This window comes from Acidobacteriota bacterium (assembly GCA_004299485.1).
Classification (GTDB): domain Bacteria; phylum Acidobacteriota; class Terriglobia; order Terriglobales; family SCQP01; genus SCQP01.
The window spans coordinates 24,450-46,002 of the sequence record SCQP01000015.1; the positions used below are offsets into that span (position 1 = coordinate 24,450).

Consider the following 21,553-nt stretch of genomic DNA (forward strand, 5'->3'; position numbering starts at 1 on the left):
CCTATCCCGCTCGCCGCACCGGTGCCTGTGACTCCGGTCCTCCCAAGTGAGTGTTGGGCCAGCTCAGCACGTTTCCCCTACGCGCACGCGGCAATATCGGCAGCCGCCCGCTGCGCTGCATCCGCTGGGAATCATAGCGCCAGCTCCCCGCGCAATCGAAGCAGTGCTGCACGTCGTGCATCGGCCAGCTCAGATGCCGGTGCCAGCAGCGGTCGTGCACCAGTCCCGCTACGTGAAAGCGAACTTCCCGCATCACGTCATCGACCGCATAGGCAAAGGCACTCCGCATCTGCTCGCGGTCGAAATGAAATGTCCTAACTTGCGTCATTCTCCTCCCCTCCCAGCGGCGCGCGCCCGCGGGCGCCGCAATCGAAACCCATCGCTCGGCTCCTACTCGCGTACAGTGAGCACCGGGCACGGAGCATTGTGCAATACGGTGTAGGCATTAGCCCAGCCGGTATACACCGATAAGCGCGGCGGCCGGCGGGCGCCGAGCACGATTACGTCCGCCCCCACTTCGCCTGCCGCCTTGATGATTTCCGCAGCCGGCTCACCCGCCTTGACCAGGGGAACCGGCTCGCACCAGCTTTCTGCTACAGGCGGCACGAGCGCCCGCAATTGCCGCTCGGCGGTCTCAATCTCCCGCGCCGGCGGCGCCGTGTTGCCTCCGGGCGCGGCCAGCACGTGGAGCAGATACAAACGCGCCTGCAGCTCCTGCGCCAGTGAGAAGGCGAAGCCGTGGGCGCGGGCCGTGGCCGGTCCAAAATCGGCCGCGAACAGCAGCGTCTGCGGCCTGTGCGCCGGTTCCCCTGGTTGTGCGTTTGGCCCCAGCATCAGCACCGGGCAAGGCGCGGTGCGAAACACCGACTCCGCCGTCGAACCCAGTAGCACCTTGCCCAGACCGGTGCGGGCCGCGCTGGCCAGGACGACCAGATCGACCTTTTGCGCGGCAATCAACTCGTCGAGACCATCGTGAATTTCACCCGGATTCAGGTAGGTGGCGTGCAGCACGTCCTTCAGCTCGGGGCTGGCGTCAATCGCCGCCAGGCCGGCGCGGCCGTCTTCCCAGACTTTTTCCATCACCGGGCCGTAAACGTCCCAGGCCAGGGCATAGCTGGTGGGGCGGATGAAATAGGCGATGTGCAGCATGGCGCCGAGCTTGCGCGCCCACCTGGCGGCATAGCCCAGCGCGGCCTCGGAGCGCTGCGAGAAATCCGTCAGCACCAGAATGTTTCGGATCGCGACGCGCTGCATCGCGGCTTCCGGCTGTGTTGCAACTTTCATCGGTAGCTCTCCTTTGACCCCACCGCGGGGCGCCGCTTGCTTCCTCCCGCTGAGAAGGTTGCAGTTTTGGGGCCAGTGCAAAATGCTGCGGTTTCAACGCTTTGCGCAGGCAGCCGCTGGGACAATTGCCCCAGATTGGGTGAAAGCCCGCAGTCGCTGGGAGCAACGCCACTCCCGCGTTCATCATCTCTGCCGTTGTGAGCCTGGTCACGGCACGCCGCGTCTTGTGGATCACCGCTGGTGGTTTGCTGGGACTGTGGGTGCTGCTGTTCTATTGGCTGCAATTGACGGGCAACTACTTCCATGTGTTTCTGGTGGCGGCGATTGCGGTCGCGCTCATGAACCTGGTAGCGCATTACTGGTCGCGGCCGGACCCGGAGGACCGGGCATGAGCGTGCGCACCCGCCTGGGACTGGCGATGATCGCCATGACCACCGCCATCTGGATTTCGGCCACTTCCGTGCGCCATTGGGTTCCGGACCACGGCCTTGGCATCACGCTGCTGCTGCTGGCGCCGGTGATTGCCTGCGGCATGGCCGCCGTCGGCCTCGCCTTCGAGTTCCTCCAGGTCACGTGCCAGGGTGGGGAAATCGTGCATTGGTTCGCAATTGAGAAAGTAGCGCTGGTGTTCCAGATCGCCGGCCTGTTGCTGCTCAGCTACCGCGCCATCTGGATGTTTTTCTCCTGGGACGGCCTGTTTTACTTTCCCGTCTGGCTGCTGCTCGCCTCTGCCGTCCTCTGCCGCTGGCGCCCGCGCTGGATTCCCTGTTCCTGAGGGCAGCCTAGCCCGAGATCGTAAACGGTTTCGACCGAGTCGAATTTCTTCACCGGACAGTGACGTGGGCGCGGGACTCCAGAGAGCCTCCACGGCAAAAAGCTTGCCTGGCACCCGAACTGACTTCTTCGCGGATGAACTGCTTCGCAGAATCAAATTCAGCCGTCCCCCGTAGTGGCTCAATACGGTTAGGGACTTGCACTTTGATGCGAAAATATATAACTGTTATACATGCGCTTTCGCTTTGATCCCGTAAAGAGCACGACTCTGCGGGCAAATCCGAAGCGCGGCATTGGCTTTGAGGAAGTACAGGTGCTGTTCGACGGCGACCACATTTTCGACCGTCGTTGTGATGCTCCCGAACAATGGCGCGCTATCGGGTGGGTAGCGGGCAAGTTGTATAGCGTGATCTACGAGATTCGCACGGACAGCGCTGGCGAGTTCTATCACTTGGTCACTTGTGGCCCGCAACCAAAGAGGAAAGGAGACAGTATGCCGAAAGCATCTAAGCCAATCGATGCGGAAAGAATTGCAGAAATGGCTGATCGTGGAGAGGATATTTCCGCTCACTTCACAAACAACTTTACCGTCGTCCGGCGCGTGAATGTTGATTTCACCGCTCCTATGTTGCGTGAGCTGGACCGGGAAGCTGCGATGCTGAACGTCAGCCGCCAAGCCGTAATCAAGACTCTGCTCCGCGACGCTCTGGATCGCCGCCACCTGGCTGAACAGGACCGCCACCATTAAAAGTTCGGCGCTCATAGGCATTGCCGGTTCTTCTCAACGGCTGACCGTGCCATCCCCGCTCCGCTACCGCCCGCACCCTGCGCCTGAGCCTCCTGCGCTGCGCGGCGCCACTCTCTCACGCCCAGAATCGCCAACGCCACCAGCCCTGCATACAGCACCGCGGTCGCCTGCAGACCTTTGTAGACATATTCACCGACGTAGATCACATCCACGGCAATCCAGAGCCACCAGTTGGCGATGTGCTTGCGCGCCGCCCACCACGTCGCCACCAGGCTATAGCTGGCGAGCGTTGCATCGAGCCAGGGCAGTGCCGCACCCACGCGCACCATCACTTGCGCCAGCACCACCGCGCCCGCGGCGCCGGCCAGCAGTCCGCCGATCCTTCCGCGCTTGCCGAGCGGCACAACCGCAATTTCGCCGTCGTCACGGGCGCCGCGCCACCAGTGCCACCAGCCGTAGAGGGTGAAGACGACGAACAGCGCCTGCAGCAGCGCGTCAGAAAAAAGCCGGGCGCGGTAGAAGACCTCCAGATAAATGACGTCGGCAACCAGGACCACGGGCCAGCACAGCAAGCGGCGCTGGGTGGTGAGCCAGATGCCCAGCACGGTCGAGATCACGCCGGCCAGCTCCAGCCCATGAGTGCGCAAGTAGTCGAGGAGTGGCGTCATTAGTGGCTCCGTAAGTAGTCGCATAGCCGCCCGCCGGCCGCGCCCGCAAACCAGCGCGCGTGGCCCAGCAGCCAGCCTTCGTAGGCGAGGCGTGCTCGGCTTTCGCCGGGCAGGCGGAGAAAATAATCCGCCTCCGACAGCGCGACTTCGACATGGCAAAGCGCCATCATGGGCGCCAGCGCGGCCCTCTCCGCGCGCGTCAGAGGCCGGACCGACGCGTAGCCGCTCAGCAGCGCCTGGAGGTGATCGAAATGCACCGCAGGTTCGCGGGGCAACGAAAGCCACTCGACGATATTGCGCTCGATGGCGTGGGCCAGGCCATGTACCGCGTAGGTCTGGTCCGCCAGCCCGAAATCAATGATGGTGACGGGGTGCGCCTGGGCGCCGGCGCCGCTCCAGAACAGGTTTGAGGCGTGTAGGTCGTTGTGCGTCCACAGCGGTGTCAGGTGCGGCAGCAGAGGCTGCAGCTCGGCGTAGAACGGTTCGAGCAGCTTCAACGCCTCGGCAGCGCAACGCCGCACACCGGCATGATGCGCAAGCAAGGGGCGGGCGTCGAGATAAGCTTCCAGACCCGCTGCCGGATCGCCGCCGGCAAAAATGCTGCAGCTCGCGACCAGCGGCCGCGGCTTGCGCGGCGGCGCTGCAAATCCCGCCGCGGCCAGATGCAGCCGCGCCAGCGCTGCACCCGCCGCGTGAGCATGGTCCGCACTATTAAACGGCGTCCAGGAGAACGCGTCCCGGTACAGGTCCATGCCTGCAGCGCATTCCTGCACTTCGTAGGTCCACGGTCCGGCTTCCACCGCGGTTTCGCCATCGGCGTTGGCCAGCACGCGCGGCACCGGAGCGCCGTGTTCGTGCAGATAGGCGAGGAAGCGATGCTCCTCGCCCAGTCCCTCGCAATCGCGGATGCTGCGCGCATGCCGCTTCACAAACACAGAACCATGCGTGCAGCGCACCACCGCCGCCGCCGAGAACGGCCGCGGGCTGGCGAAGGTAATTGCATCCGGCTCGCCAGCATCCGGATAGGCGGCCAGCAGCGGCCGCAGTTCCGCAATCGTGAGCGCAGGCCAGTCCGGCGCGACCAGCGATCCCTCCATTCCGTGGGCTAAAACGGGAGTCATGGCTAAAAGTTGTAGTGCACCGAGGCTTTAATCCAGCGCGGCGCGCCCAGCCAGAGGAACGAATCTCCGTAATTCGTGCCGGTATCCGCCCAATATTTCTTGTTGGCGAGGTTTGACACCCAGACGCGAAACGTCGCGCGGCTTTCACCGCGCGGCGTATAGCTCACGCCGAGGTTGAAGAGCGCATAGCCCGGGACGGTCACCGCATCGTCGCGCAGCGCCGCTTTGGAACTCGTATAGCTCCAGCCCGGCAGCACTTCCAGGCCTGCAAGCAGGCGCGACAGGCTCACCTCGGCAAAGACGGTCGTGCGAAAGCGGGGCACGTTGATTACCTGCCGGTCATTAAAGGCGGCGGTGCCGGTATCGTGCGCAACCGCGCTCGTCACCGCCGTGGACGACAGCAGCCGCAGCCAGTCCGCCGCCCGGCCTTGCGCGTTTAGCTCCAGGCCGTTGTGCGTTTCCCTTCCCTGCTGCTCGAAGTAAAGATTGCCCGCAGCCGCGGCCGCGGCTTTGGGATAAAAGAACGGCGCCTGCATATGGAATATATCGGCGCTCAGCAAGAGTCGCGATGCCGGCTGATACTTGGCGCCGATCTCGAATTGGCGCGTGAAATAGGGAGCCAGGAACTGGCTGGCGTTGGCGGCCCACCAGGGCGCCTGCGGACCGAGCGAAAGCGTAGCCGCATAGTTCGTGTAAAACATGAGGTTTTGGGCCGGACTCCAGGTAACTGCGTACTGAGGCAGCCAGACGGGTCGGTCGGTGAAAACCGGCGCGCAGGGGTTGGGCACGGGCGCCGTCGCCGCATCGAGATTGGCGGCGCTGGCGCAGGATGCCCAGGCGGAGAAGTTGTGGTCGCGGAGTGCATCGTAGCGTCCGCCGGCGATAACCTGCACGCCCCCGGGAAGCTGGACCCGGTCCTGCATGACCAGGGACGATTGCCGGCTGTCCTGCCACAACCGCTCCGGACCGGCGCTCTGCACCGGCGTCTCGATGGGATAGGGCACGATGGGCTGGTAGATATTCTCCGAGCCGAGATAGGTGTAGACCGGCCCGTTCTGCACCACGCCGTCCGGCGAAACCGGACTGCTGCGGGAGGCAAAACCAGGCATGCGCACCGTGCGCACGAACAGCTCGCCGCCCGCGGTCACAAATTGCGTGATCGGACCGGTGCGCACGATGCCCGACGCCATGCCTTCGGTTTCGGCATCGACCCGACGCTCGTCGGGGTTGCGGTAATCGTAAACGTCGTAGCTTCCGTCGGGAGCAAAAAAGAACGCCGGCGACTGCGCGCACGCCGCCTCGTAGCCGCAACCGTAGGCGTAGATGACGTTGTCCTGAATCAGCGACTGGCTCAGACTGGCGGCGGCCGATGCCGTCCAGTTGGGAGCCAGCGCCAGATTCAGGCGGAGGCTGGTATTGAAGGTGTCGTAGGTATTCGGCGGCGCCCACGTCTGCCTGCCCAGCATGGTTGCGGGCGAGAGGCGATGCAGATCGGGCAAAGTGGTGCCGCCCAGCAACTGGTAGCCGCTGCCGTCGGCTTCGGTTTTGCGCTGCGCCTCAAAATCGCCTTCCAGCGTGGCGCGCGGCGACAGCCGCCAGTCCAGCGCGAGCGCGCCCATGCGGCGCCAGCCGCCGGTGCCCTGCATATAGGTCTCGAGCCGCTCTTCGGCCAGGTTCACCCGCAGCCCGAACTGCTGCCGCCGGCCAAACAGGTGCCCAAAGTCCCCGGCCAGGTAGGCAGTGCCGAAGCCGTCGGTAGCCAGATCGACGGCGCCAATGTCGGCTGGCCGCTTGGTGACGTAATCGATCGTGCCTGCGCCTGCGGCCACGCCGTTCGCCACGCCTGCCAGGCCATGCAGAAAATCCACCTGCTGTTTGTTCTCCAGCGGCACATCCTGCTCGCCGGCGATGGTCATGCCATTGACGGCGAGGCCGGTGGCCAGATCGATCGGGTAACCGCGAATCGTGTACACGCCGTAGTAGCCCACCGGCACGTAGTCATCGTTCACCGAAGCGTCGTTGGCGGCCAGATCCGAGAGCAGCCGCGCCTGCTGCCCGCTCAACACCGCGCGCGTCACCGCGGTGGCTGACAGCGGCGCCTTCTCGAGCGGCTGCGCGCCCAGTACGCCCGACGTGACCTTCGCGGGCAGGTAGTTGCCGTCGGCACGCGCCTTGACCGTAATCGAAATCGTGATCTTTTTGGCTTTGGTGCTGGTTGCGGTTTGCGCGCGGGCAGCAACCGCGAAACCGAGCAGCGCCGCCAAAACTGCGGCTTGCGAGCAGCGCGACATCATGGCCTGTCTCCTCCAGAAACCAGGAGCCTGGGCTCGGCAAGCTGAAAATGGCCTCTCGGTTAGCGAACGCTCCCCACGCCGGTATTATCCGGATCGGGTTCGAGGGTATCATCTCAGCCCCACGGCTCGGTGGAGCACCCCTGTTTCCTGTCTTCCATTGAAGCACGTCGGCACGGCGTCTGCAAACAGGGCGGTTGGTGAGAGGTTGCGAGCGGCGGGTTGCGGGGTGACACAGCGCGAGGCCGCGGCGGAAACCGTGCGGCGGCAGGTTCAACGGGGCGCGTTCCTCAAAAATTGGGGGTCGCTTTGGTTAGCCAAAGCGTCCTAAGTTTGCGCGTATTAATCGGGCGCTTGTGCTGCGGCACAGGACTTTTGTACAATGCCGGGGCGTGGACACGATTTCCCAGGCTCGCCGGAGTGCGAATCTGTCGCGCATCCGATCGAGGAACACGGGCCCTGAGATGACGGTGAGAAGGCTGCTACAGTTCCGCTACCGTTATAGACGCGAGCTTCGCGCCCGACCCGCTGACCCGCTGAATCGGCCAGCGCCGGCTCTCCCAATAGCCAATAGCTAATAGCTAATAGCTCATCATCCAGCCCACCATCCCGCTCCGGCCAGCAACTCCGTACTCCGGTGCAGCAACTAAGCCCCTGTGTTCCGGCTGCGCGCATTGGCGGTAGTAGTGTCGCTGCTGTTCTGCGCCTTCCTGTGGGTCTACTTTTTGCAGGATTTACCCTACCGGGCGGCGCCGCAGCAGCCCATTGATTTCAGCCACCAGATTCACTTCGAGCGCGGCATTCAGTGCGCCTTCTGCCATCTGGACGCGCCCCGCTCGACGTTTGCGGGCATACCCAGCGTGATGAAATGCATGGGCTGCCACCGGGTGATCATTCCGCAGTATCCGCAGATTCAGAAGCTGCACGCCTACTGGCGGGAGCAGATTCCAATCCCCTGGAAGCGGGTGTACTGGCTGCCCGATTACGTCCGCTTCACTCATCAGCCCCATATCGCGGCCGGGATTCAATGCCAGGCCTGCCACGGCAGCGTGGGCAGCATGGACCGGGTGCGCGAGGTCACCGATTTCAATATGAACACCTGCATTACCTGTCACCGCGCCATGGCCGCCCGCACGGACTGCTTCGGCGCCTGCCACCACTGAGAACCCATATGAAAACCCCAGCCCTCTACATTCACCGCGCAGCGCCGGGTTGGGGCGCACGGGGTCCCCAACCCGGCGCGAGCACAAGCGGGCGGCGCGGCATCGCCGCGCAGGGACCCGCGCCCGTAAACGCCGCTTGCCACCATTGAGACTCCCTATGGCCGGCGACCTCATCCAGATCGCACCACCGAATCGGCGCACGTTCCTCAAGACGCTGGGGGCGGCGGGCGCCGCAGCGTCGGTAACAGCGTGCGCGGTGCGGCCGCCAGAGCGGATTTTGCCGCTACTCGCGCCCGATCCGCGGGCGATTCCGGGCAAGCCGCAGATGTTCGCCTCCACCTGCCGCGAGTGCCCCGCGGGCTGCGGCATGGTGGTGCGGGTGAACACGGGGCGGCCCAGCAAGTGCGAGGGGAATCCGGATCATCCGGTGAACCGGGGCAAGCTCTGCCTGCGCGGACAGACGGCGGTGGAGGGCCTCTATAACCCCGACCGGTTCCGGCAGCCGATGCTGCGCGATGCGCACGGCCAACTGCGGCCCACCGATTGGCCAACCGCGCTCGCGCGCTTCGACGCGGAGTTGGCAAAGGTCCAAGCCGAAGGGCGTGGCGGCGATATCGTTTGGCTGGGACAGCTCGAAAGCGGCACGCTCGACGGCATCATCCGGGGGTGGCTGAAGCGGCAGGGGGCGCTGGGGCCGCTGTACTACGAATACCTGTGCCCCGATGCGCTGCGCGCGGCAATGGCGATCAGTTACGGCAAGCCGGTGATTCCCCGCTACCACCTCGAGCGCGCGCGGTGTCTCGTCAGCTTTGGGGCGGAGTTTCTCGAGACCTGGCTCTCTAACGTCGAGTTTGCCGGCGATTTCGCCGCCATGCACAGCTTTGGGCATACGCCGACGCCGGCCCACTTCACCGCCGTGGGCCCGCGGCTGTCGCTCACCGCGGCCAATGCCGATCAGTGGTGGCCTGCCCAGCCGGGCAGCGAGCCGATCCTGGCGTGGGCGCTGGCGGGCGAAGTGGCGCGGCGGCTGGGCAAGCCGCTCCAGGGGCCGCAGGTGAGCCTGCCGGCGGCGGCGCATCAGAGCCGGGTCGATGCCGGGCTGATTGCCGAGGCGGCGCTGCGGCTGGTCGATGCCCATCCGTCCTTGGTGCTGGGCACGGGCTATCAGACCGACAATCGCGGCGCAGTTTCCACCTGGCTGGCGGTGAACGCGCTCAACGACCTGTTGGGCAATACCGGAACTACGGTGATCCCCGACGAGCCGCACGCCCTGACCCTGTGCGCGACCCAGAAGCAGGTGCTCGATGTCTTCGCGCCCGGCAATAGGACGCGGCTGTTGCTGCTGCACCATGCCAACCCGGCCTTTCACCATCCGGTGATTCTTTCGGGGCTGTACCAGGTGCCTTTCAAGGTCAGCTTTGCGAGCTGGAGGGACGAGACCACGAAGTTCGCCGATCTGGTGCTGCCGGATCATCACTTTCTGGAAGCCTGGGGGGATTACGCTCCGCGCGGGGATGTGGCGGGGATGATCCAGCCGCAGCGGATTCCGCTGTATGAGACGCGGCAGACTGGCGACGTACTGCTGGGCGGCGAGGGCAAAACGCACGCCGCGATCGAGGCGGCGTGGGCGGGGAAGCCGGGGGCGCTCACGTGGGATGCACGGCTGCGGAAGGGGGTTAGCGAGCCGGCGGCCGCGGCGGTCAGCTATCAGCCATCAGCCATCAGGCATCCGCCGGCGGGCGCAGAACTTGCCGCGAGGACAGAGTTTGACGGGACGGGCGAGTTCTATTTGGTTGTGTTTCCCAGCGTGCAGTTTTATGACGGGCGGCAGGCCAACCGCCAGTGGGCGCAGGAGATTGCCGAGCCCATGAGCAAGATCGCCTGGGACCCCTGGTGCGAGCTCCATCCCAAAACCGCCGCGCGCCTCGGGTTCAAGCCCAACGACGTCGTCCGCATCGTGTCGCCGCATGGAGCCGCGAATTTTTCGCTGTACGTCACCACCTGGATCCGCGAGGACTGCGTGGGCGTGATGCTGGGCCAGGGACACACCGACTTCGGCATGTTCGCCAATGGCGCGGGCGAATCGCCGCATCCGCTGCAAGGCGCGGATAGCACCGATGGCGTCTGGGCGCCGCAGACGGTGAAGGTCACGCTCGAGCACACCGGCCGGACGCGGGCGCTCGCCAACCTGCAGCCGGAGCGCAATCAGTTTGACAAAAACATTGCCCTGGCGGTGACGGTGGCCGAGGCCGAGAGCGCGGCGGCGCGGGAAACGGTGGGGCCCGACAGCTTTTACCACTTCCACCATCCCTACCTGAATCACCGCTGGGGCATGACGATTGATTTATCGAGCTGTATCGGCTGCAACGCCTGCCAGGCGGCCTGCTACGCCGAAAACAACATCGCCGTCTGGGGACGCTCGGGCTGCCAGTCCCACCGGGAGATGACCTGGATCCGGGTGGAGCAGTATGAGGGCGAACAGGCGCACCCGGCGACGGAGATCAATCCCGACATCCGCTTCATCCCCATGCCCTGTATGCAGTGCGGCAACGCGCCCTGCGAGTACGTCTGCCCGGTGTTTGCGGCGTACCACACCGATGAGGGGCTGAACGGCCAGGCCTACAACCGCTGCGTGGGCACGCGCTACTGCTCCAACAACTGCATTTACAAAGTCCGGCGCTTCAACTGGTTTACGCCTCAGTGGTCGGAGCCGCTGAACCAGCAGTTGAATCCCCTGGTGACGGTGCGGGCCAAAGGCGTAATGGAGAAGTGTACCTTCTGCGTGCAGCGCATTCAGTTGGTGGAGCTCGATGCGCGCACCAACCACACCGCCATCCGCGACGGTGATATTCAGACCGCCTGCCAGCAGACCTGCCCCACCAACGCCATCGTCTTCGGGGACTTGCTCGACCCCGCCAGCCGGGTGTCGCAGCTGACGGCGCTCAACCGCAGCTACGGCATGTTCGCCGAGGAAAATACCTACCCCGCAGTCCATTACCAGAAGAAAACCAAATTCGTCCTCAACGCCCCCGGTGGCCAAAAGCCTTACGGGGACGGGCCCTCGTAACTCCCATGCTGACCTACGAAATCGAGCCGGCGAAACACACTCTAGGCGAGGTCAGCCACACCATCCTGCGGCCGGTGCGGCACCCGCCCGGGCTGGGCTGGATGATCGGCACCGGCTTCTGCGGCCTGCTGGTGCTGATCGGTGGGGTGGCCTGGGGCTGGCAGATGTATCAGGGCATGGGGGTGAGCGGGCTGGCCTGGCCCGTGATGTGGGCCGTGTACATCACCTGCTTCGTCTTCTGGATCGGGATTGCGCACTCGGGCACGCTCATCAGTGCCATTTTGTATCTGTTCCGGGCGAAGTTCCGGCCCTCGTTCTCGCGCGCGTCGGAAGCGATGACGATTTTCGCCATCGCCACCGCGGGCCTGTTTCCGATTCTCCATCTGGGACGGTCGTGGCGCTTTTACTGGGTCTTTCCCTACCCCAACAACCGCCACGTCTGGGTGAATTTCCGCTCGCCCTTAGTCCTCGACATCTTCGCCATCTCCACCTACTTCACCGTTAGCCTGATTTTCTGGTACCTCGGCATGATTCCCGATTTTGCCGAGATCCGGGATCAGTCGATCGGCTGGCGGCGGACGATTTACGGGATTTTATCGCTGGGCTGGGTGGGGTCGCTGCGGCAGGTCAAGCCGTACCTGAAGCTCTACATTCTGCTGGCCGGGCTGGCGACGCCGCTGGTGTTGTCGGTGCACACCATGGTGTCGTGGGACTTCGCGCTGTCGCTGCTGCCGGGCTGGCATGAGGAGATCTTCCCCCCCTACTTCGTCGCCGGCGCCATCTTCAGCGGCCTGGCGATGGTGCTGACGCTCATCATTCCACTGCGGAGCTGGTTCCATCTCGAAGAGCACATCACCATCGACCACTGCGAGGCGCTGGCCAAGCTCATCATTCTGACCTCGAGCATCGTGGCCTTCTCCTACGCCAGCGAGTACTTTGTGGCCTGGTACTCGGGCGACACCTACGAGAAGACCGCCTACTGGCTGCGGGCGTTCGGCCATTACTGGATTCCGTTCTGGATCATGAGCGTCTGCAACGTGCTGTTCCCGCTGCTGTTTTTCTTCCGGCGGGTGCGGCGCAGCCTCGTGGGCCTGTTCCTCATCTCGATTCTGATCAACATCGGGATGTTTCTGGAGCGGCTGGTGTTGATCGTGACCACGCTGGCGTACAGCTTCGATCCCGGCTCGTGGGGCTTGTGGCATCTGCAATGGACCGAAGTCGCCATTGTGGCGGGCAGCTTCGGCTGGTTCCTGCTGCAGTTTTTGCTCTTCATTCAATTTGCGCCCTCGCTGCCGGTCGCCGAGGTCAAGCGCGATGTGATCGAAGGGCGGCGGATGATCGAAGCCTTCAAGGGCGCGGGGCTGTGGCCCGAGACAGCCCAAGAGGAGGTGCTGCCCAGTGGCTGATACGAGAACACTGCAACTGCCGTTCTGCGGCGTGGCGGGGTCGTTTGCTAACGAGCATCCCTGGCGGCGGGCACTGGCGCAGGCGCGCGACCAGGGCCTCGAGTTCGAGGCCTACTCGCCGTTTGCCGACGAGGAGACGGTGCGCGAGCTGCGGCCGGGGGCGACCACTAGCGTCGTGCGGCTGTGGACGCTGCTGGGGGGCATCTTTGGCGGGGTCGTCGTCGCCTTCGCCATGGCGATCTGGATGTCGCGCAACTGGCCCTTGGTGGTGGGCGGCAAGCCGATTGTGAGCTGGCCGCCGTTCATCTGCATTTGCTTTGAAATGACGGTGCTGTACGCCGCCTTTGCATGCACGGGCGCGTGCTTCGTGAAGGGCCAGTTTCCGCACCTGACCCTGCCGGCCGCGTACCGACCCGAGTTCATGCACGACCATTACGGTATTTTTCTGGCCTGCGCCCGCGAGGAGGCGGGGGAGTTGCGCAGCCGGCTCGAGCGCAGCGGAGCACAGAAAAGTTGGCTGGTCTTTAACCCCGAACGCGGCCGCCTGGCCCTGCCCGTCGAATGGGGGGGAGCAGAAAAGTGAGCACCCAAACCTTCGTTGTACCGGCGCACATTGCCGAGCTGCGCGGCACGGCGCCGCGCCACATGTACGTCACGCTCTGGATCCTGCTGGGGATTGGAGTGCTCGCCTTCCTCTGGCTGCTGTTCACCAATCCACAGGCGCTGTGGCTGAGCTACCTGGGAGATTTCATCTTCTTTACCGGCATCGCGCAGGCGTGCGTGGTCTGGTCGGCGGTGACGCGGGGCTGCAATGCGCGCTGGGCGCGGCCGCTGCAGCGCATCGCCGAAGGCATGGCGGCGCCGCTCATCCTGAGCGCCGTGTTGTTCATTCCGCTGCTGTTCGAGCACAGGGTTCTGTATACGTGGTGGGACCATCCAGTGAAATTGCCCTGGCTGAACCACACCTGGCTGCTGACGCGCGACATCGGCATCTTCGTCTTTCTGGCGTGGCTGAGCTGGTACTTCTTCCTGGTCTCGACGCGGGCCGACCGGCGCAACGACTATGAGGCCCTCACCGCCAAGGGCAGCGCCGACGCCAAGCGGGCGCAGCGGCAGCTCAGCCGGCTCTGGGTGCTGCTGGCGTTCTGCTTCTGCTACCTGTACGGCGTGCTGGGCATGGACCTCAACGTCTCGCTCTACATCGGCTGGTACAACTACATCTACCCCTGGTTCTTCTTCATCTCGAGCTGGTACGCCGGCTGCGCCATGATGGAACTGCTGGCGGTGCTGTGGCGGCGGCGCTTCGGCCTGAAGGAGATCATCGACGCCGGCGTGCTCCACGACACCGGCCTGATCGCCTTCGCCTTCGCCATCTTCTGGGGCTATCAGTTCTGGGCGCAGTACATGGCGCTCTGGTACGCGAACCGCCAGGATGACATTCATATTCTGATCCGGCTGTCGCAGCAGCATCCCTGGGTGACGCTGTCGTGGGTGACGCTGACGCTGGCGTTTTTCCTGCCCTTCGGTTTCGGCCTGAGCCGCAGTTATAAGCGCCGGCCGGCGACGCTTGCCTATATCGCCTGCCTGTCGCTGGGCGGGATGTGGCTGCAGCAGAACCTGATGGTGGATGTTTCGGTGTGGCAGCACGGCTTTCCACCGCTGATCAGCTCGGCGTTTTTGAGCTGCGGCTTCGCAGGTGCCTACGGCCTTTGCTACCTGTGGGCGATGAAGCGGGTACCGCTGTTCCCGGTGCGCGATCCCGTGATGCATGAGGCGCTCGTCTGGCATCCCGTGAGGCACTAACCCATGAACCCCCTGCGCCCATTTGAAGACGATCCCCAGGAGCAGCACCTGCGCCAGATTGGCTGGACCACGCTAGTGGCGCTGGCCATCGCCGCCGTGTTCGGGTGTTGGTGGCTCTACCAGGGAGTCGGCTTTTTTAAGGACGAGATGTCCTTCAACTACACCTATGGGCCGCGCAAGGCGCCGCGCATTCCACTGCCTGCCGGAACCGTGCCCCGCGACGGGATGGGGTACGACAACGTGGACTTTGGCCTGCCGCCGCTGCGCGTGACCTACGCGCCCGCGCTGGGGGCGAAGCTGTATCACGACCAGTGCGAGTTCTGCCATGCGGCCAGCGGCCGCGGCGATGCGCCCGCAGGCCTCGAGTACAACCCGGCGCCCCCGAATTTAAACCAGCTTGTTCCCCAGCGCACCAATGCCCAGCTTTTTGCGGCCATCAGCAACGGCATGGTCACCAATTCCGGCATGGCGACCACTCCCAGCCTGGGGCCGCGCTGGCATGAGTTCCGGCTCTATTTGAGCGAGGCGCAGCGCGATCAGCTTGTCGGCTATGTGCGCCAGCGCTATGGCTCCGGAATTCCGGAAGCGCCGTCGGCGACGACGATTCAGGAGCCGGCCTACCACATCGTGGGCAATCCCCCGGCACGCCTGCGCGGCCAGGAGCAGGGCGCGTTTCCGTCGCGGCCGCGGATCGAGACGCCGGTGCCGAAGATCCCGAACGGGCCGTGGGTGGTGCTGCCGAACGGGCCGGTGAAGCCGAAGAACAAGAAGAAGGGGGCAGGGGCCAGAGGCCAGGGGGCAGGCGGAGGCGGACGATGAACAGGTTCAAATTTATAGACACCAGTCCGGGAGCCACGGCGCGGCGCTTCATTATGTCCGGCGCCTGGTGGTTTCTGACGGCAGTCGTGTATGGGCTGACGGCGGCGACCGAACTGGTCTCGCCCGAGCTGGTGAAGACGCGCTATCTGTTGTTTCCCCGCATCCGGCCGATCCATGTGAACACCAACGTGTTCGGGTTCTTGTCGATGCTGCTGATCGGGGCGATGCTGTACGCCCTCTGCCGCCTCTGCCGCACCGAACTCTACAGCGAGCGCCTGGGCAATTGGACCATGTGGCTCTGGAACTTGTCCGTGGTCCTGGGCATCTTCACCCTCGCCGCCGGCTACACGCAGTCACACGAATACGCCGAATATGTCTGGCCAATCGACCTGATCATTATGGCCTGCCTGCTGATGCTGACCTGGAACGTGCTGCAGACCCTGCGGCGGCGCAAACAGCATTTGATCTACGTCACCATGTGGTACCTGATCGGCGGCCTGGCGGCGACCTGCATTGTCTATTTTCTCGGCAACGTGATGTGGAGGCCGAGCGGCGCGCTGTATGGCATGGTGGATGCGGAGTGGTCGTGGTTTTACGCGCACAACATTTTCGGCACCTGGATCACGCCGCTGGCGCTGGGGCTGTGCTACTTCTGGATTCCGCGCGAGAGCGATCAGCCGCTCTACAGCCACACCCTCAGCCTGATCGGCTTCTGGCCCTACTTTGCTTTTTACCTGCAGGTGGGCACGCACCATCTGATTGAAGCGCCGGCGCCGGCCTGGCTGAAGTTTGTGGCCGAGATCAACAGCGTGGGCCTGCTCATTCCGGTCTTCGCCTTTCTGACCAACCAATGGATGACGTTGCGCGGCAAATGGTGGCGGATTCCCGACAGCGTGGTGCTGCGGTTCGTGTTTGCCGGAACGGTGTTCTACTTCTTCACCTCGGTGGAAGGGACACTGCTGTCGCTGCCATCGGTGCAGCGGATCACCCACTTCACCAACGTCGTGGTCGGCCACAGCCACCTCGGGCTGCTGGGTTTTGCGGGCTTCATCGCCTGCGGCGCCGGCTACGGCGCGCTGCGGGAGATGTACGGCGAGATTTGGAGCGAACGGCTGGCATCTCTGCAGTACTGGCTGATGCTCATTGGGATGGTGGGCTTCACGATTGTGCTCGACGACGCCGGCTTCATACAGGGCAACGCCTGGCGCAACGGCGAGGTGGTCTACCGGGTACTGCCGGAGATCATGAACGACTACATCATGCGCGCCATGCTGGGCTGCTTCATCGTCGTCGGCGCCGCCATTCAGCTCTATAACTACTGGCGCACGGTGCAACTGCACAAAGAGCGCAGCGCGCAGGAGCTGGCGCTGGCCAGCGACTACATCGAGCCCGCCATGGAGGCCCGTTAGCAATGGCGACGCCACGCACAGTTGCGCTGGGTATTGCCATTATCGCCACCTGCACGTCGTCGGTGGTGCTGTTTCTGCCGGCGATCACCGCACCCATCCACGGCAGCGCCACTTACCGGCCGCGCACCCCGCTCGAGAACGCAGGCCGCAGCCTCTATGTCGCCAACGGCTGTATCGGCTGCCACTCCCAATACATTCGGCCTAGCGACTGGACGTATACACATATGCGGGTTTCGCAGGCGGGCGATTACATCGAGGACAGCCCCCATCTGCTGGGCTCGGAGCGCACCGGTCCTGACCTCGCGCAGGAGGGCGGCATGCACTCGGACGACTGGCATGTGGCGCATTTTACCGACCCGCGCTACACCCGGCCGGTTTCGATCATGCCCGATTTCGCCTTCTTGAACGATCAGCAGATGACCGAACTGATTGCCTTCATTCAGTCGCTGGGGGACAAGCTGGCCGATCAGCGCATGGCGCGGCAGCGCTACTGGAAGCAGAAACTCATCGCCGCCTACGCCAAGGGCGAAGACGACAACGTGCAGTACCTGAACGCGCACGTGCCGCCGCAATGGCGCGACATGCCCAATCCCTACCCACCGACGCCGGAGGAGCTGGCGCGCGGAGAATTTGTGTATCAGCAGGAGTGTATCTACTGCCATGGCGAGGTGGGCGACGGCAACGGACCGGCGGCGCGCTACTTGCACCCGAAGCCCTTCAACTTCACGCTGCTGAAGCGGCAGCCCTGGTCGGGCGGCCTGCTCTATTACCAGATCATGAACGGGATTACGGGCAGCGCAATGCCCTTCTTTAAGGACGACCTGGAGTCGGCCAAGATCTGGGCGGTGTCGAATTACATTGCCGTCGAATTCATCGGCGAGCATATTGACTCGAACGCGGCCGACAGCGGCATTGACGCGGCGCTGGAGCCGGCGCGCAAGCCCGGCCTGACCATGCCGCCGTATGAAGGCCCGATTCCGCTGCCGACCGGGGTAACGATCCAGAAGTTGTATCAGTGTTGCCCCCGCACCCAACCAAAGGAGCCGAAGACGCCGTGCTGCGGGTGAGCAGGAGCTGTCAGTTTTCAGTTTTCAGTCAGGCGGTTGCGCCCTAAGGCGCACCCGGGGCGTCCAGAACAGAACTGAGAACTGAAAACTGAGAACTGAGAACTTTCATGACCTTACATCTTTGGCTGATTCTTTTCATTCTGTCGATGGGCGGGAGCGCCGAGGTGCTGGCGTGGGCGGTGCAGAATGGGCAGTTCCGCGATCTCAAGCGCGGCAATGTGATGCCGCTGCGGGCGGCAGGCGCGACGGCCGTGCCGGCGCGGCCGCGGCTGTGGCGAAAGCTGGCGCTGTGGTTGATCTTTGGACTGTTCGCACTCTATTTTTCAGACTTCCTCGTACGCCTGCTGCATCTGGCCTATGCGTGAGGACGGCAACGCAGCAGAGCTGACGGGCATCCAGTCAGGCGATGGGCCAATTCAGCCATCTGATCATCATCCAGCGCGGTGCGTTTGCGGTGCTGCTGGGTTTTGCCCTGGCGAGTTTCGTGTGCCTGATTTTTCTGAGCGGACGCGGGGAGCACGGCCACTATGACGGCAAGGGGATCGAGCCGCTGCACGACTACGGCGGATGGCTCCAGGAAGGGAGTGGACGGGTTCCCATCTATTTGAAGATCTGGATTCTGGCCATCGTGGCCTGGGCGATCACGTTTACCGCGATTGTGATCCATCACGGGTACTGGTATTGAGCCATGGCGAAGAGACGGGATGACCGGCCCGCATACGACCAGGTGGGCCAAACCGCGGGAGAGTGGACGTTAATCCTTGGCCTGGGGTTGATGGCCATCGTCTGGGCGCTGATTGCCTTTGCCTCCATCGGGGGCGGCACGCGCATCAATGCCAACTACAACCTTTTGCGCACGACTCCGGCGGCGCAGGCGTACAACACCCTCCATGAATTTCAGAGGCCACGGCGATGAGCAGCAACATACCTCCCATCCCTCCCCATCCATCGGATAACCCCGACGCTTCCACTCTCGATATGCTGCGCGGGCTGTTCATCGAGGCCGCCGCCTATGGACGCGACCTCGTGCAACTCGCGATCGCGGAGCTGAAGGAACAGTCGCGCTCCATGAAGATGCTGATCGGCCTCGGAGCCACCGCCGGCCTGTTTCTGTTTTTTGCCTTCTGCTGGCTGAGCCTGGCGCTCGTAGGCGTGATCTCCTACGGCCTGAATAGCTGGCGCTGGGCGTTGCTGATTGTGGGCGTGGGCTACGCCATGATCGGACTGCTACTGCTGATTCCAGTGGCGCAGGGTCTCAAGGGCGCGATCCCGACCATGGAGCACACGCGCCGGCGCATCGAAGAGGACACGAAGTACGTGAAGAATAAGCTCGCTGCGTAGCTCCCCTCCGAGCCTTAAAACTGAAATACTGATCTACTGAAATACTGAAATACTCCCCTACCGGCCTGCCAGCAGGCGCTGGACGAGTGCGGTGGTTTCTGCGATGAGCTGCGCGTGCGCCGCTCCCGTGGCCGGCCCAGCGAAGCCCGTGTCAATGGCTTTGACCAAGCCGTCGCGGCCGATGAAGAACAGCGTCGGCCAGGAGTTCAGACCGGAGATGCCGGGGAGTTTTTGATCGAGCTGGTCGGGCATGCCGGCGAGCAGGACCGGATAGGGGATGGCGTAGTCGCGGATGAAAGCGCGCAGGCGTGTGGGATCCGCGAGTTGCGCGGCCTCCTCGAAGTCGAGATCGACGATCTCAAGGCCGCGGGCATGGAAGCGGTGGTAGAGCGACACCAGCATGGGGGCTTCGTCGTGGCAATTGGGGCACCAGCTTCCGCCCACCGTCACCAGCAGAACCTTGCCGCGGAAGCGGGCGTCGGTGCTGGAGACGATGTGGCCGGCAAGGTCGGGAAAACGGAAGCGCAGGGGCTCGTCGGGGTGCTCCATGCGGGTGTGCTGGAGGGGGTCATCGACCGCGGGCTGCGGCGCCGCAGGCGTGGCGGCGACGCGATGGGCAATGTAGCGGCCGGCCTGGAGGGTGCCGTCGGGCAGCAGGCTGAGGGTGAGCGTGTTGGGGCCGTCGGCGTTGAAGTGGCTGAGGGTGAAGACGCCATCGTGAAAGCTGCCGTACAGCATGCCGGTGTCGCCATCGATGCGGAGAACGACGGCCTGGACGGCCGTTCCCTTCTGCTCGACCTGGAGCTTCCAGGCGGTTTCACCTTTGGGGCCACGCACGGCAATGCTCCAGTTGCCGGCGATGTCGGGAACCTGGCGCAGACGGAGCAACTCGGGCTTGGCGTAGCCGGCAAAGGTGCCCGTCAGAACGCCGTGCTCGACCGTCGCGGTGAGCGCGTTGGCGTAGTCGGGAAACTGAAGCTCCAGCGTGGTGCCGTTCAGGCTGCCGGAATAGGCGCGTGAGTGCTGCGGGCCATTGAGGAATGTGGCCTCGATGTGACTACCGGTTTGCGTGACTTGCAGAGTGACTGGGGTGGTAATGGCGCCGCGCTGGGCCGTGCCGACCCAGAGGCCGGTGAGCGACACCCGGCCGGGCTGGGGCTGCCGGGGCCCCCGGCCCGGCCGGATGTTAAGCGGGTGGCGGGGCGCAGCCGCGCCAGGCCCCGCGCCAGTCAACTGCGCCGGAAGGAGAACAGTTGCGAACAATAGAACCGAAAGGAGTCTCATGATTGCCTCGGAAGGGATAAAAGCCTATCGCAGAAGCGAGGGCAGGGCTCGGGCCGCAATCAGCAACAACAACAGCGCTGGAACGAGCGAATCATGAAACTACAGGATACCATGGGGCATGCACTCTTTCTGGCTGCTGTGCGCAATGGCGGCGGGACTGGCAGTGGCGCCCGCGGCAAAAACAAGAGCGAAGGTAAAACCGCAGCCAGCGCCGGCTGCGGCGGTGGTGATTCGCAAGCAGATGGCGGCGGAAGCGGCAGCCTGGAACCGGGGCAACATTGATGGCTTCATGGCGGCCTACTGGAAATCCCCGGAGACCGAGTTCATTGGCGCCGGCGGCGTCACCAAAGGCTGGGAGACGGTGCGGGAACATTACCGCAAGAATTATCCCGACCGGGCCGCCATGGGCACGCTGACCTTCACGGATTTGCAGGTGACGCTACTGGGGCGGAGCTACGCCTACGTCGTCGGGCACTTTCACCTGGCGCGGGCCAACGATCATCCGCAAGGCATATTCACGCTGCTGTGGCGGAAGTTTCCGGAGGGCTGGCGCATCATCTCCGATCACACCACCGAGACCGGACACTAGTCATGGCGCACGTATTGGCCGACATGGCCTATGGGGAGCATCCCCGGCAAAAACTGGATTTGTTTTTGCCCGACAAGCCTTCGCCCCGATTGCTGGTCTTTGTCCATGCGGGCGCATGGCAGGGCGGCGATAAAGAGCAGTACCATGCCCTGGGCGAGCTGCTCGCCGGCTTTGGCTATGCGGTGGCGCTGCCCAATCACCGACTGGCGCCGGAGTTTCCCTACCCGGCGGCGATTGAGGATGTGGCGGCGGCGACGGCCTGCGTGCTGCGCTTCAGCCCCGAGAGCGGCATTCAGAGCGACGGAATTTTGCTGGGCGGGCATTCCTCGGGCGGGCATTTGGCGGCGCTGCTGGCGGTGCATCCGCGCTATCAGCCCGAAGCCGATGTCGCCGGCGTAATTGCGATCAGCGGCGTCTATGACCTGCCGCCGTATTTTGAGCTGGACGGCTACCTGGCGCCGGTGTTTGGACCCGAACATGCGGTGTGGGAAGACGCCTCGCCGCTGCGACATGTGGCGCCGGGCGCGCCGCCGTTTTTCCTTGCGTACGCCGAGCACGACTATCCCGGCGCGGCGCAACAGGCCGATTCCATGGCCGCGGCCCTCAAGCAGTGCGGCGGCCACGCCAACGTGACTATGGTCCCTGGCCGCAACCATGTCACCATCCTCACCGGCGTGCAGTCCATGTTCGACCCCCTCGCCGTCGGCCTCGCTATGTTT

General features: G+C 64.1%; 24 protein-coding genes and 1 riboswitch. Of the genes, 18 read left to right on the forward strand and 6 right to left on the reverse strand.

The features are described 5' to 3' along the window. Position 1: 1 nt before the first annotated feature. Both EPN33_11060 and EPN33_11065 read right to left on the reverse strand, forming a co-directional pair. Positions 2-328: a hypothetical protein gene (locus EPN33_11060; protein ID TAN21638.1), complete on the reverse strand. Its 327-nt coding sequence runs from the start codon at positions 326-328 to the stop codon at positions 2-4. Between the two features lie 62 nt (positions 329-390). Continuing rightward, positions 391-1,284 (reverse strand): universal stress protein, encoded by an 894-nt coding sequence (locus EPN33_11065; protein ID TAN21639.1) that lies wholly within the window; start codon positions 1,282-1,284, stop codon positions 391-393. 197 nt (positions 1,285-1,481) lie between these two features. Between EPN33_11065 and EPN33_11070 the strand changes: the two genes are divergently transcribed. The 3 genes from EPN33_11070 (at position 1,482) to EPN33_11080 (ending at position 2,806) form a co-directional block, all read left to right on the forward strand. After that, positions 1,482-1,676: a hypothetical protein gene (locus EPN33_11070; GenBank protein TAN21640.1), complete on the forward strand. Its 195-nt coding sequence runs from the start codon at positions 1,482-1,484 to the stop codon at positions 1,674-1,676. Beyond that, positions 1,673-2,059, forward strand: a complete 387-nt coding sequence (locus EPN33_11075) for a hypothetical protein (protein ID TAN21641.1) — start codon at positions 1,673-1,675, stop codon at positions 2,057-2,059. Before EPN33_11070 ends, EPN33_11075 begins: the two co-directional genes overlap by 4 nt. Before the next feature lie 537 nt (positions 2,060-2,596). Further along, a complete protein-coding gene (locus tag EPN33_11080) occupies positions 2,597-2,806 on the forward strand; it encodes a CopG family transcriptional regulator (protein ID TAN21665.1) in 210 nt (69 codons plus the stop codon). 11 nt (positions 2,807-2,817) lie between these two features. Here EPN33_11080 and EPN33_11085 read toward each other — a convergent pair whose 3' ends face one another. From EPN33_11085 to EPN33_11095, 3 genes are read right to left on the reverse strand one after another with little or no spacing between them, the layout of a single operon-like run. Beyond that, positions 2,818-3,474: a nicotinamide riboside transporter PnuC gene (locus EPN33_11085; GenBank protein TAN21642.1), complete on the reverse strand. Its 657-nt coding sequence runs from the start codon at positions 3,472-3,474 to the stop codon at positions 2,818-2,820. Then, positions 3,474-4,595 (reverse strand): aminoglycoside phosphotransferase family protein, encoded by a 1,122-nt coding sequence (locus EPN33_11090; protein ID TAN21643.1) that lies wholly within the window; start codon positions 4,593-4,595, stop codon positions 3,474-3,476. The genes EPN33_11085 and EPN33_11090 overlap by 1 nt, the downstream gene beginning before the upstream one ends. 2 nt (positions 4,596-4,597) lie before the next feature. Further along, a complete protein-coding gene (locus EPN33_11095; GenBank protein ID TAN21644.1) occupies positions 4,598-6,889 on the reverse strand; it encodes a TonB-dependent siderophore receptor in 2,292 nt (763 codons plus the stop codon). Positions 6,890-6,942: 53 nt separating this feature from the next. Beyond that, positions 6,943-7,041, reverse strand: a riboswitch (TPP riboswitch). A 237-nt stretch (positions 7,042-7,278) separates the two neighbouring features. Here EPN33_11095 and EPN33_11100 point away from each other — a divergent pair. The 13 genes from EPN33_11100 (at position 7,279) to EPN33_11160 (ending at position 18,961) form a co-directional block, all read left to right on the forward strand. Then, complete coding sequence (locus tag EPN33_11100; GenBank protein ID TAN21645.1) at positions 7,279-7,464, forward strand: hypothetical protein; 186 nt, start codon at positions 7,279-7,281, stop codon at positions 7,462-7,464. A 78-nt stretch (positions 7,465-7,542) separates the two neighbouring features. Further along, positions 7,543-8,049 carry a menaquinol oxidoreductase gene (locus EPN33_11105; GenBank protein ID TAN21646.1) on the forward strand — a complete coding sequence of 169 codons (507 nt, stop codon included), beginning with the start codon at positions 7,543-7,545 and terminating at the stop codon, positions 8,047-8,049. 157 nt (positions 8,050-8,206) lie between these two features. Next, positions 8,207-11,116: a 4Fe-4S dicluster domain-containing protein gene (locus EPN33_11110; GenBank protein TAN21647.1), complete on the forward strand. Its 2,910-nt coding sequence runs from the start codon at positions 8,207-8,209 to the stop codon at positions 11,114-11,116. A 5-nt stretch (positions 11,117-11,121) separates the two neighbouring features. Then, a complete protein-coding gene (locus EPN33_11115; protein TAN21648.1) occupies positions 11,122-12,522 on the forward strand; it encodes a hydrogenase in 1,401 nt (466 codons plus the stop codon). Next, entirely contained in the window at positions 12,515-13,105 is a 591-nt protein-coding gene (locus EPN33_11120; protein TAN21649.1) for a DUF3341 domain-containing protein, read from the forward strand. Before EPN33_11115 ends, EPN33_11120 begins: the two co-directional genes overlap by 8 nt. Then, positions 13,102-14,325, forward strand: a complete 1,224-nt coding sequence (locus EPN33_11125) for a hypothetical protein (protein ID TAN21650.1) — start codon at positions 13,102-13,104, stop codon at positions 14,323-14,325. Before EPN33_11120 ends, EPN33_11125 begins: the two co-directional genes overlap by 4 nt. A 3-nt stretch (positions 14,326-14,328) precedes the next feature. Next, positions 14,329-15,144 (forward strand): c-type cytochrome, encoded by an 816-nt coding sequence (locus EPN33_11130; protein ID TAN21651.1) that lies wholly within the window; start codon positions 14,329-14,331, stop codon positions 15,142-15,144. Next, positions 15,141-16,553 (forward strand): cytochrome-c oxidase, encoded by a 1,413-nt coding sequence (locus EPN33_11135; protein TAN21652.1) that lies wholly within the window; start codon positions 15,141-15,143, stop codon positions 16,551-16,553. Before EPN33_11130 ends, EPN33_11135 begins: the two co-directional genes overlap by 4 nt. Positions 16,554-16,555: 2 nt before the next feature. Next, positions 16,556-17,620: a c-type cytochrome gene (locus EPN33_11140; GenBank protein ID TAN21653.1), complete on the forward strand. Its 1,065-nt coding sequence runs from the start codon at positions 16,556-16,558 to the stop codon at positions 17,618-17,620. 107 nt (positions 17,621-17,727) lie between these two features. Beyond that, entirely contained in the window at positions 17,728-17,985 is a 258-nt protein-coding gene (locus tag EPN33_11145; GenBank protein ID TAN21654.1) for a hypothetical protein, read from the forward strand. A gap of 41 nt (positions 17,986-18,026) precedes the next feature. After that, positions 18,027-18,305 (forward strand): hypothetical protein, encoded by a 279-nt coding sequence (locus EPN33_11150; protein TAN21655.1) that lies wholly within the window; start codon positions 18,027-18,029, stop codon positions 18,303-18,305. Positions 18,306-18,308: 3 nt separating this feature from the next. After that, complete coding sequence (locus EPN33_11155) at positions 18,309-18,536, forward strand: hypothetical protein (protein ID TAN21656.1); 228 nt, start codon at positions 18,309-18,311, stop codon at positions 18,534-18,536. Beyond that, the gene (locus EPN33_11160) at positions 18,533-18,961 is read left to right on the forward strand and encodes a phage holin family protein (GenBank protein TAN21657.1); all 429 of its coding nucleotides are present in this window, start codon (positions 18,533-18,535) and stop codon (positions 18,959-18,961) included. The genes EPN33_11155 and EPN33_11160 overlap by 4 nt, the downstream gene beginning before the upstream one ends. 57 nt (positions 18,962-19,018) lie before the next feature. Here EPN33_11160 and EPN33_11165 read toward each other — a convergent pair whose 3' ends face one another. Further along, entirely contained in the window at positions 19,019-20,245 is a 1,227-nt protein-coding gene (locus EPN33_11165) for a TlpA family protein disulfide reductase (GenBank protein ID TAN21658.1), read from the reverse strand. A gap of 118 nt (positions 20,246-20,363) precedes the next feature. On the opposite strand from EPN33_11165, the gene EPN33_11170 reads away from it, so the two are divergent. Further along, entirely contained in the window at positions 20,364-20,834 is a 471-nt protein-coding gene (locus EPN33_11170) for a nuclear transport factor 2 family protein (GenBank protein TAN21659.1), read from the forward strand. A 2-nt stretch (positions 20,835-20,836) separates the two neighbouring features. Continuing rightward, on the forward strand, positions 20,837-21,553 hold a 717-nt coding region (locus tag EPN33_11175; GenBank protein ID TAN21660.1), incomplete at its 3' end, for an alpha/beta hydrolase.

Coding starts and splice junctions, on each gene's coding strand:
- EPN33_11060 (TAN21638.1), bottom strand. CDS start 328: ATGACGCAAGTTAGGACATTTCATTTCGACCGCGAGCAGATGCGGAGT.
- EPN33_11065 (TAN21639.1), bottom strand. CDS start 1,284: ATGAAAGTTGCAACACAGCCGGAAGCCGCGATGCAGCGCGTCGCGATC.
- EPN33_11075 (TAN21641.1), top strand. CDS start 1,673: ATGAGCGTGCGCACCCGCCTGGGACTGGCGATGATCGCCATGACCACC.
- EPN33_11080 (TAN21665.1), top strand. CDS start 2,597: ATGGCTGATCGTGGAGAGGATATTTCCGCTCACTTCACAAACAACTTT.
- EPN33_11085 (TAN21642.1), bottom strand. CDS start 3,474: ATGACGCCACTCCTCGACTACTTGCGCACTCATGGGCTGGAGCTGGCC.
- EPN33_11090 (TAN21643.1), bottom strand. CDS start 4,595: ATGACTCCCGTTTTAGCCCACGGAATGGAGGGATCGCTGGTCGCGCCG.
- EPN33_11095 (TAN21644.1), bottom strand. CDS start 6,889: ATGATGTCGCGCTGCTCGCAAGCCGCAGTTTTGGCGGCGCTGCTCGGT.
- EPN33_11110 (TAN21647.1), top strand. CDS start 8,207: ATGGCCGGCGACCTCATCCAGATCGCACCACCGAATCGGCGCACGTTC.
- EPN33_11115 (TAN21648.1), top strand. CDS start 11,122: ATGCTGACCTACGAAATCGAGCCGGCGAAACACACTCTAGGCGAGGTC.
- EPN33_11130 (TAN21651.1), top strand. CDS start 14,329: ATGAACCCCCTGCGCCCATTTGAAGACGATCCCCAGGAGCAGCACCTG.
- EPN33_11135 (TAN21652.1), top strand. CDS start 15,141: ATGAACAGGTTCAAATTTATAGACACCAGTCCGGGAGCCACGGCGCGG.
- EPN33_11140 (TAN21653.1), top strand. CDS start 16,556: ATGGCGACGCCACGCACAGTTGCGCTGGGTATTGCCATTATCGCCACC.
- EPN33_11145 (TAN21654.1), top strand. CDS start 17,728: ATGACCTTACATCTTTGGCTGATTCTTTTCATTCTGTCGATGGGCGGG.
- EPN33_11150 (TAN21655.1), top strand. CDS start 18,027: ATGGGCCAATTCAGCCATCTGATCATCATCCAGCGCGGTGCGTTTGCG.
- EPN33_11155 (TAN21656.1), top strand. CDS start 18,309: ATGGCGAAGAGACGGGATGACCGGCCCGCATACGACCAGGTGGGCCAA.
- EPN33_11160 (TAN21657.1), top strand. CDS start 18,533: ATGAGCAGCAACATACCTCCCATCCCTCCCCATCCATCGGATAACCCC.
- EPN33_11165 (TAN21658.1), bottom strand. CDS start 20,245: ATGAGACTCCTTTCGGTTCTATTGTTCGCAACTGTTCTCCTTCCGGCG.
- EPN33_11170 (TAN21659.1), top strand. CDS start 20,364: ATGCACTCTTTCTGGCTGCTGTGCGCAATGGCGGCGGGACTGGCAGTG.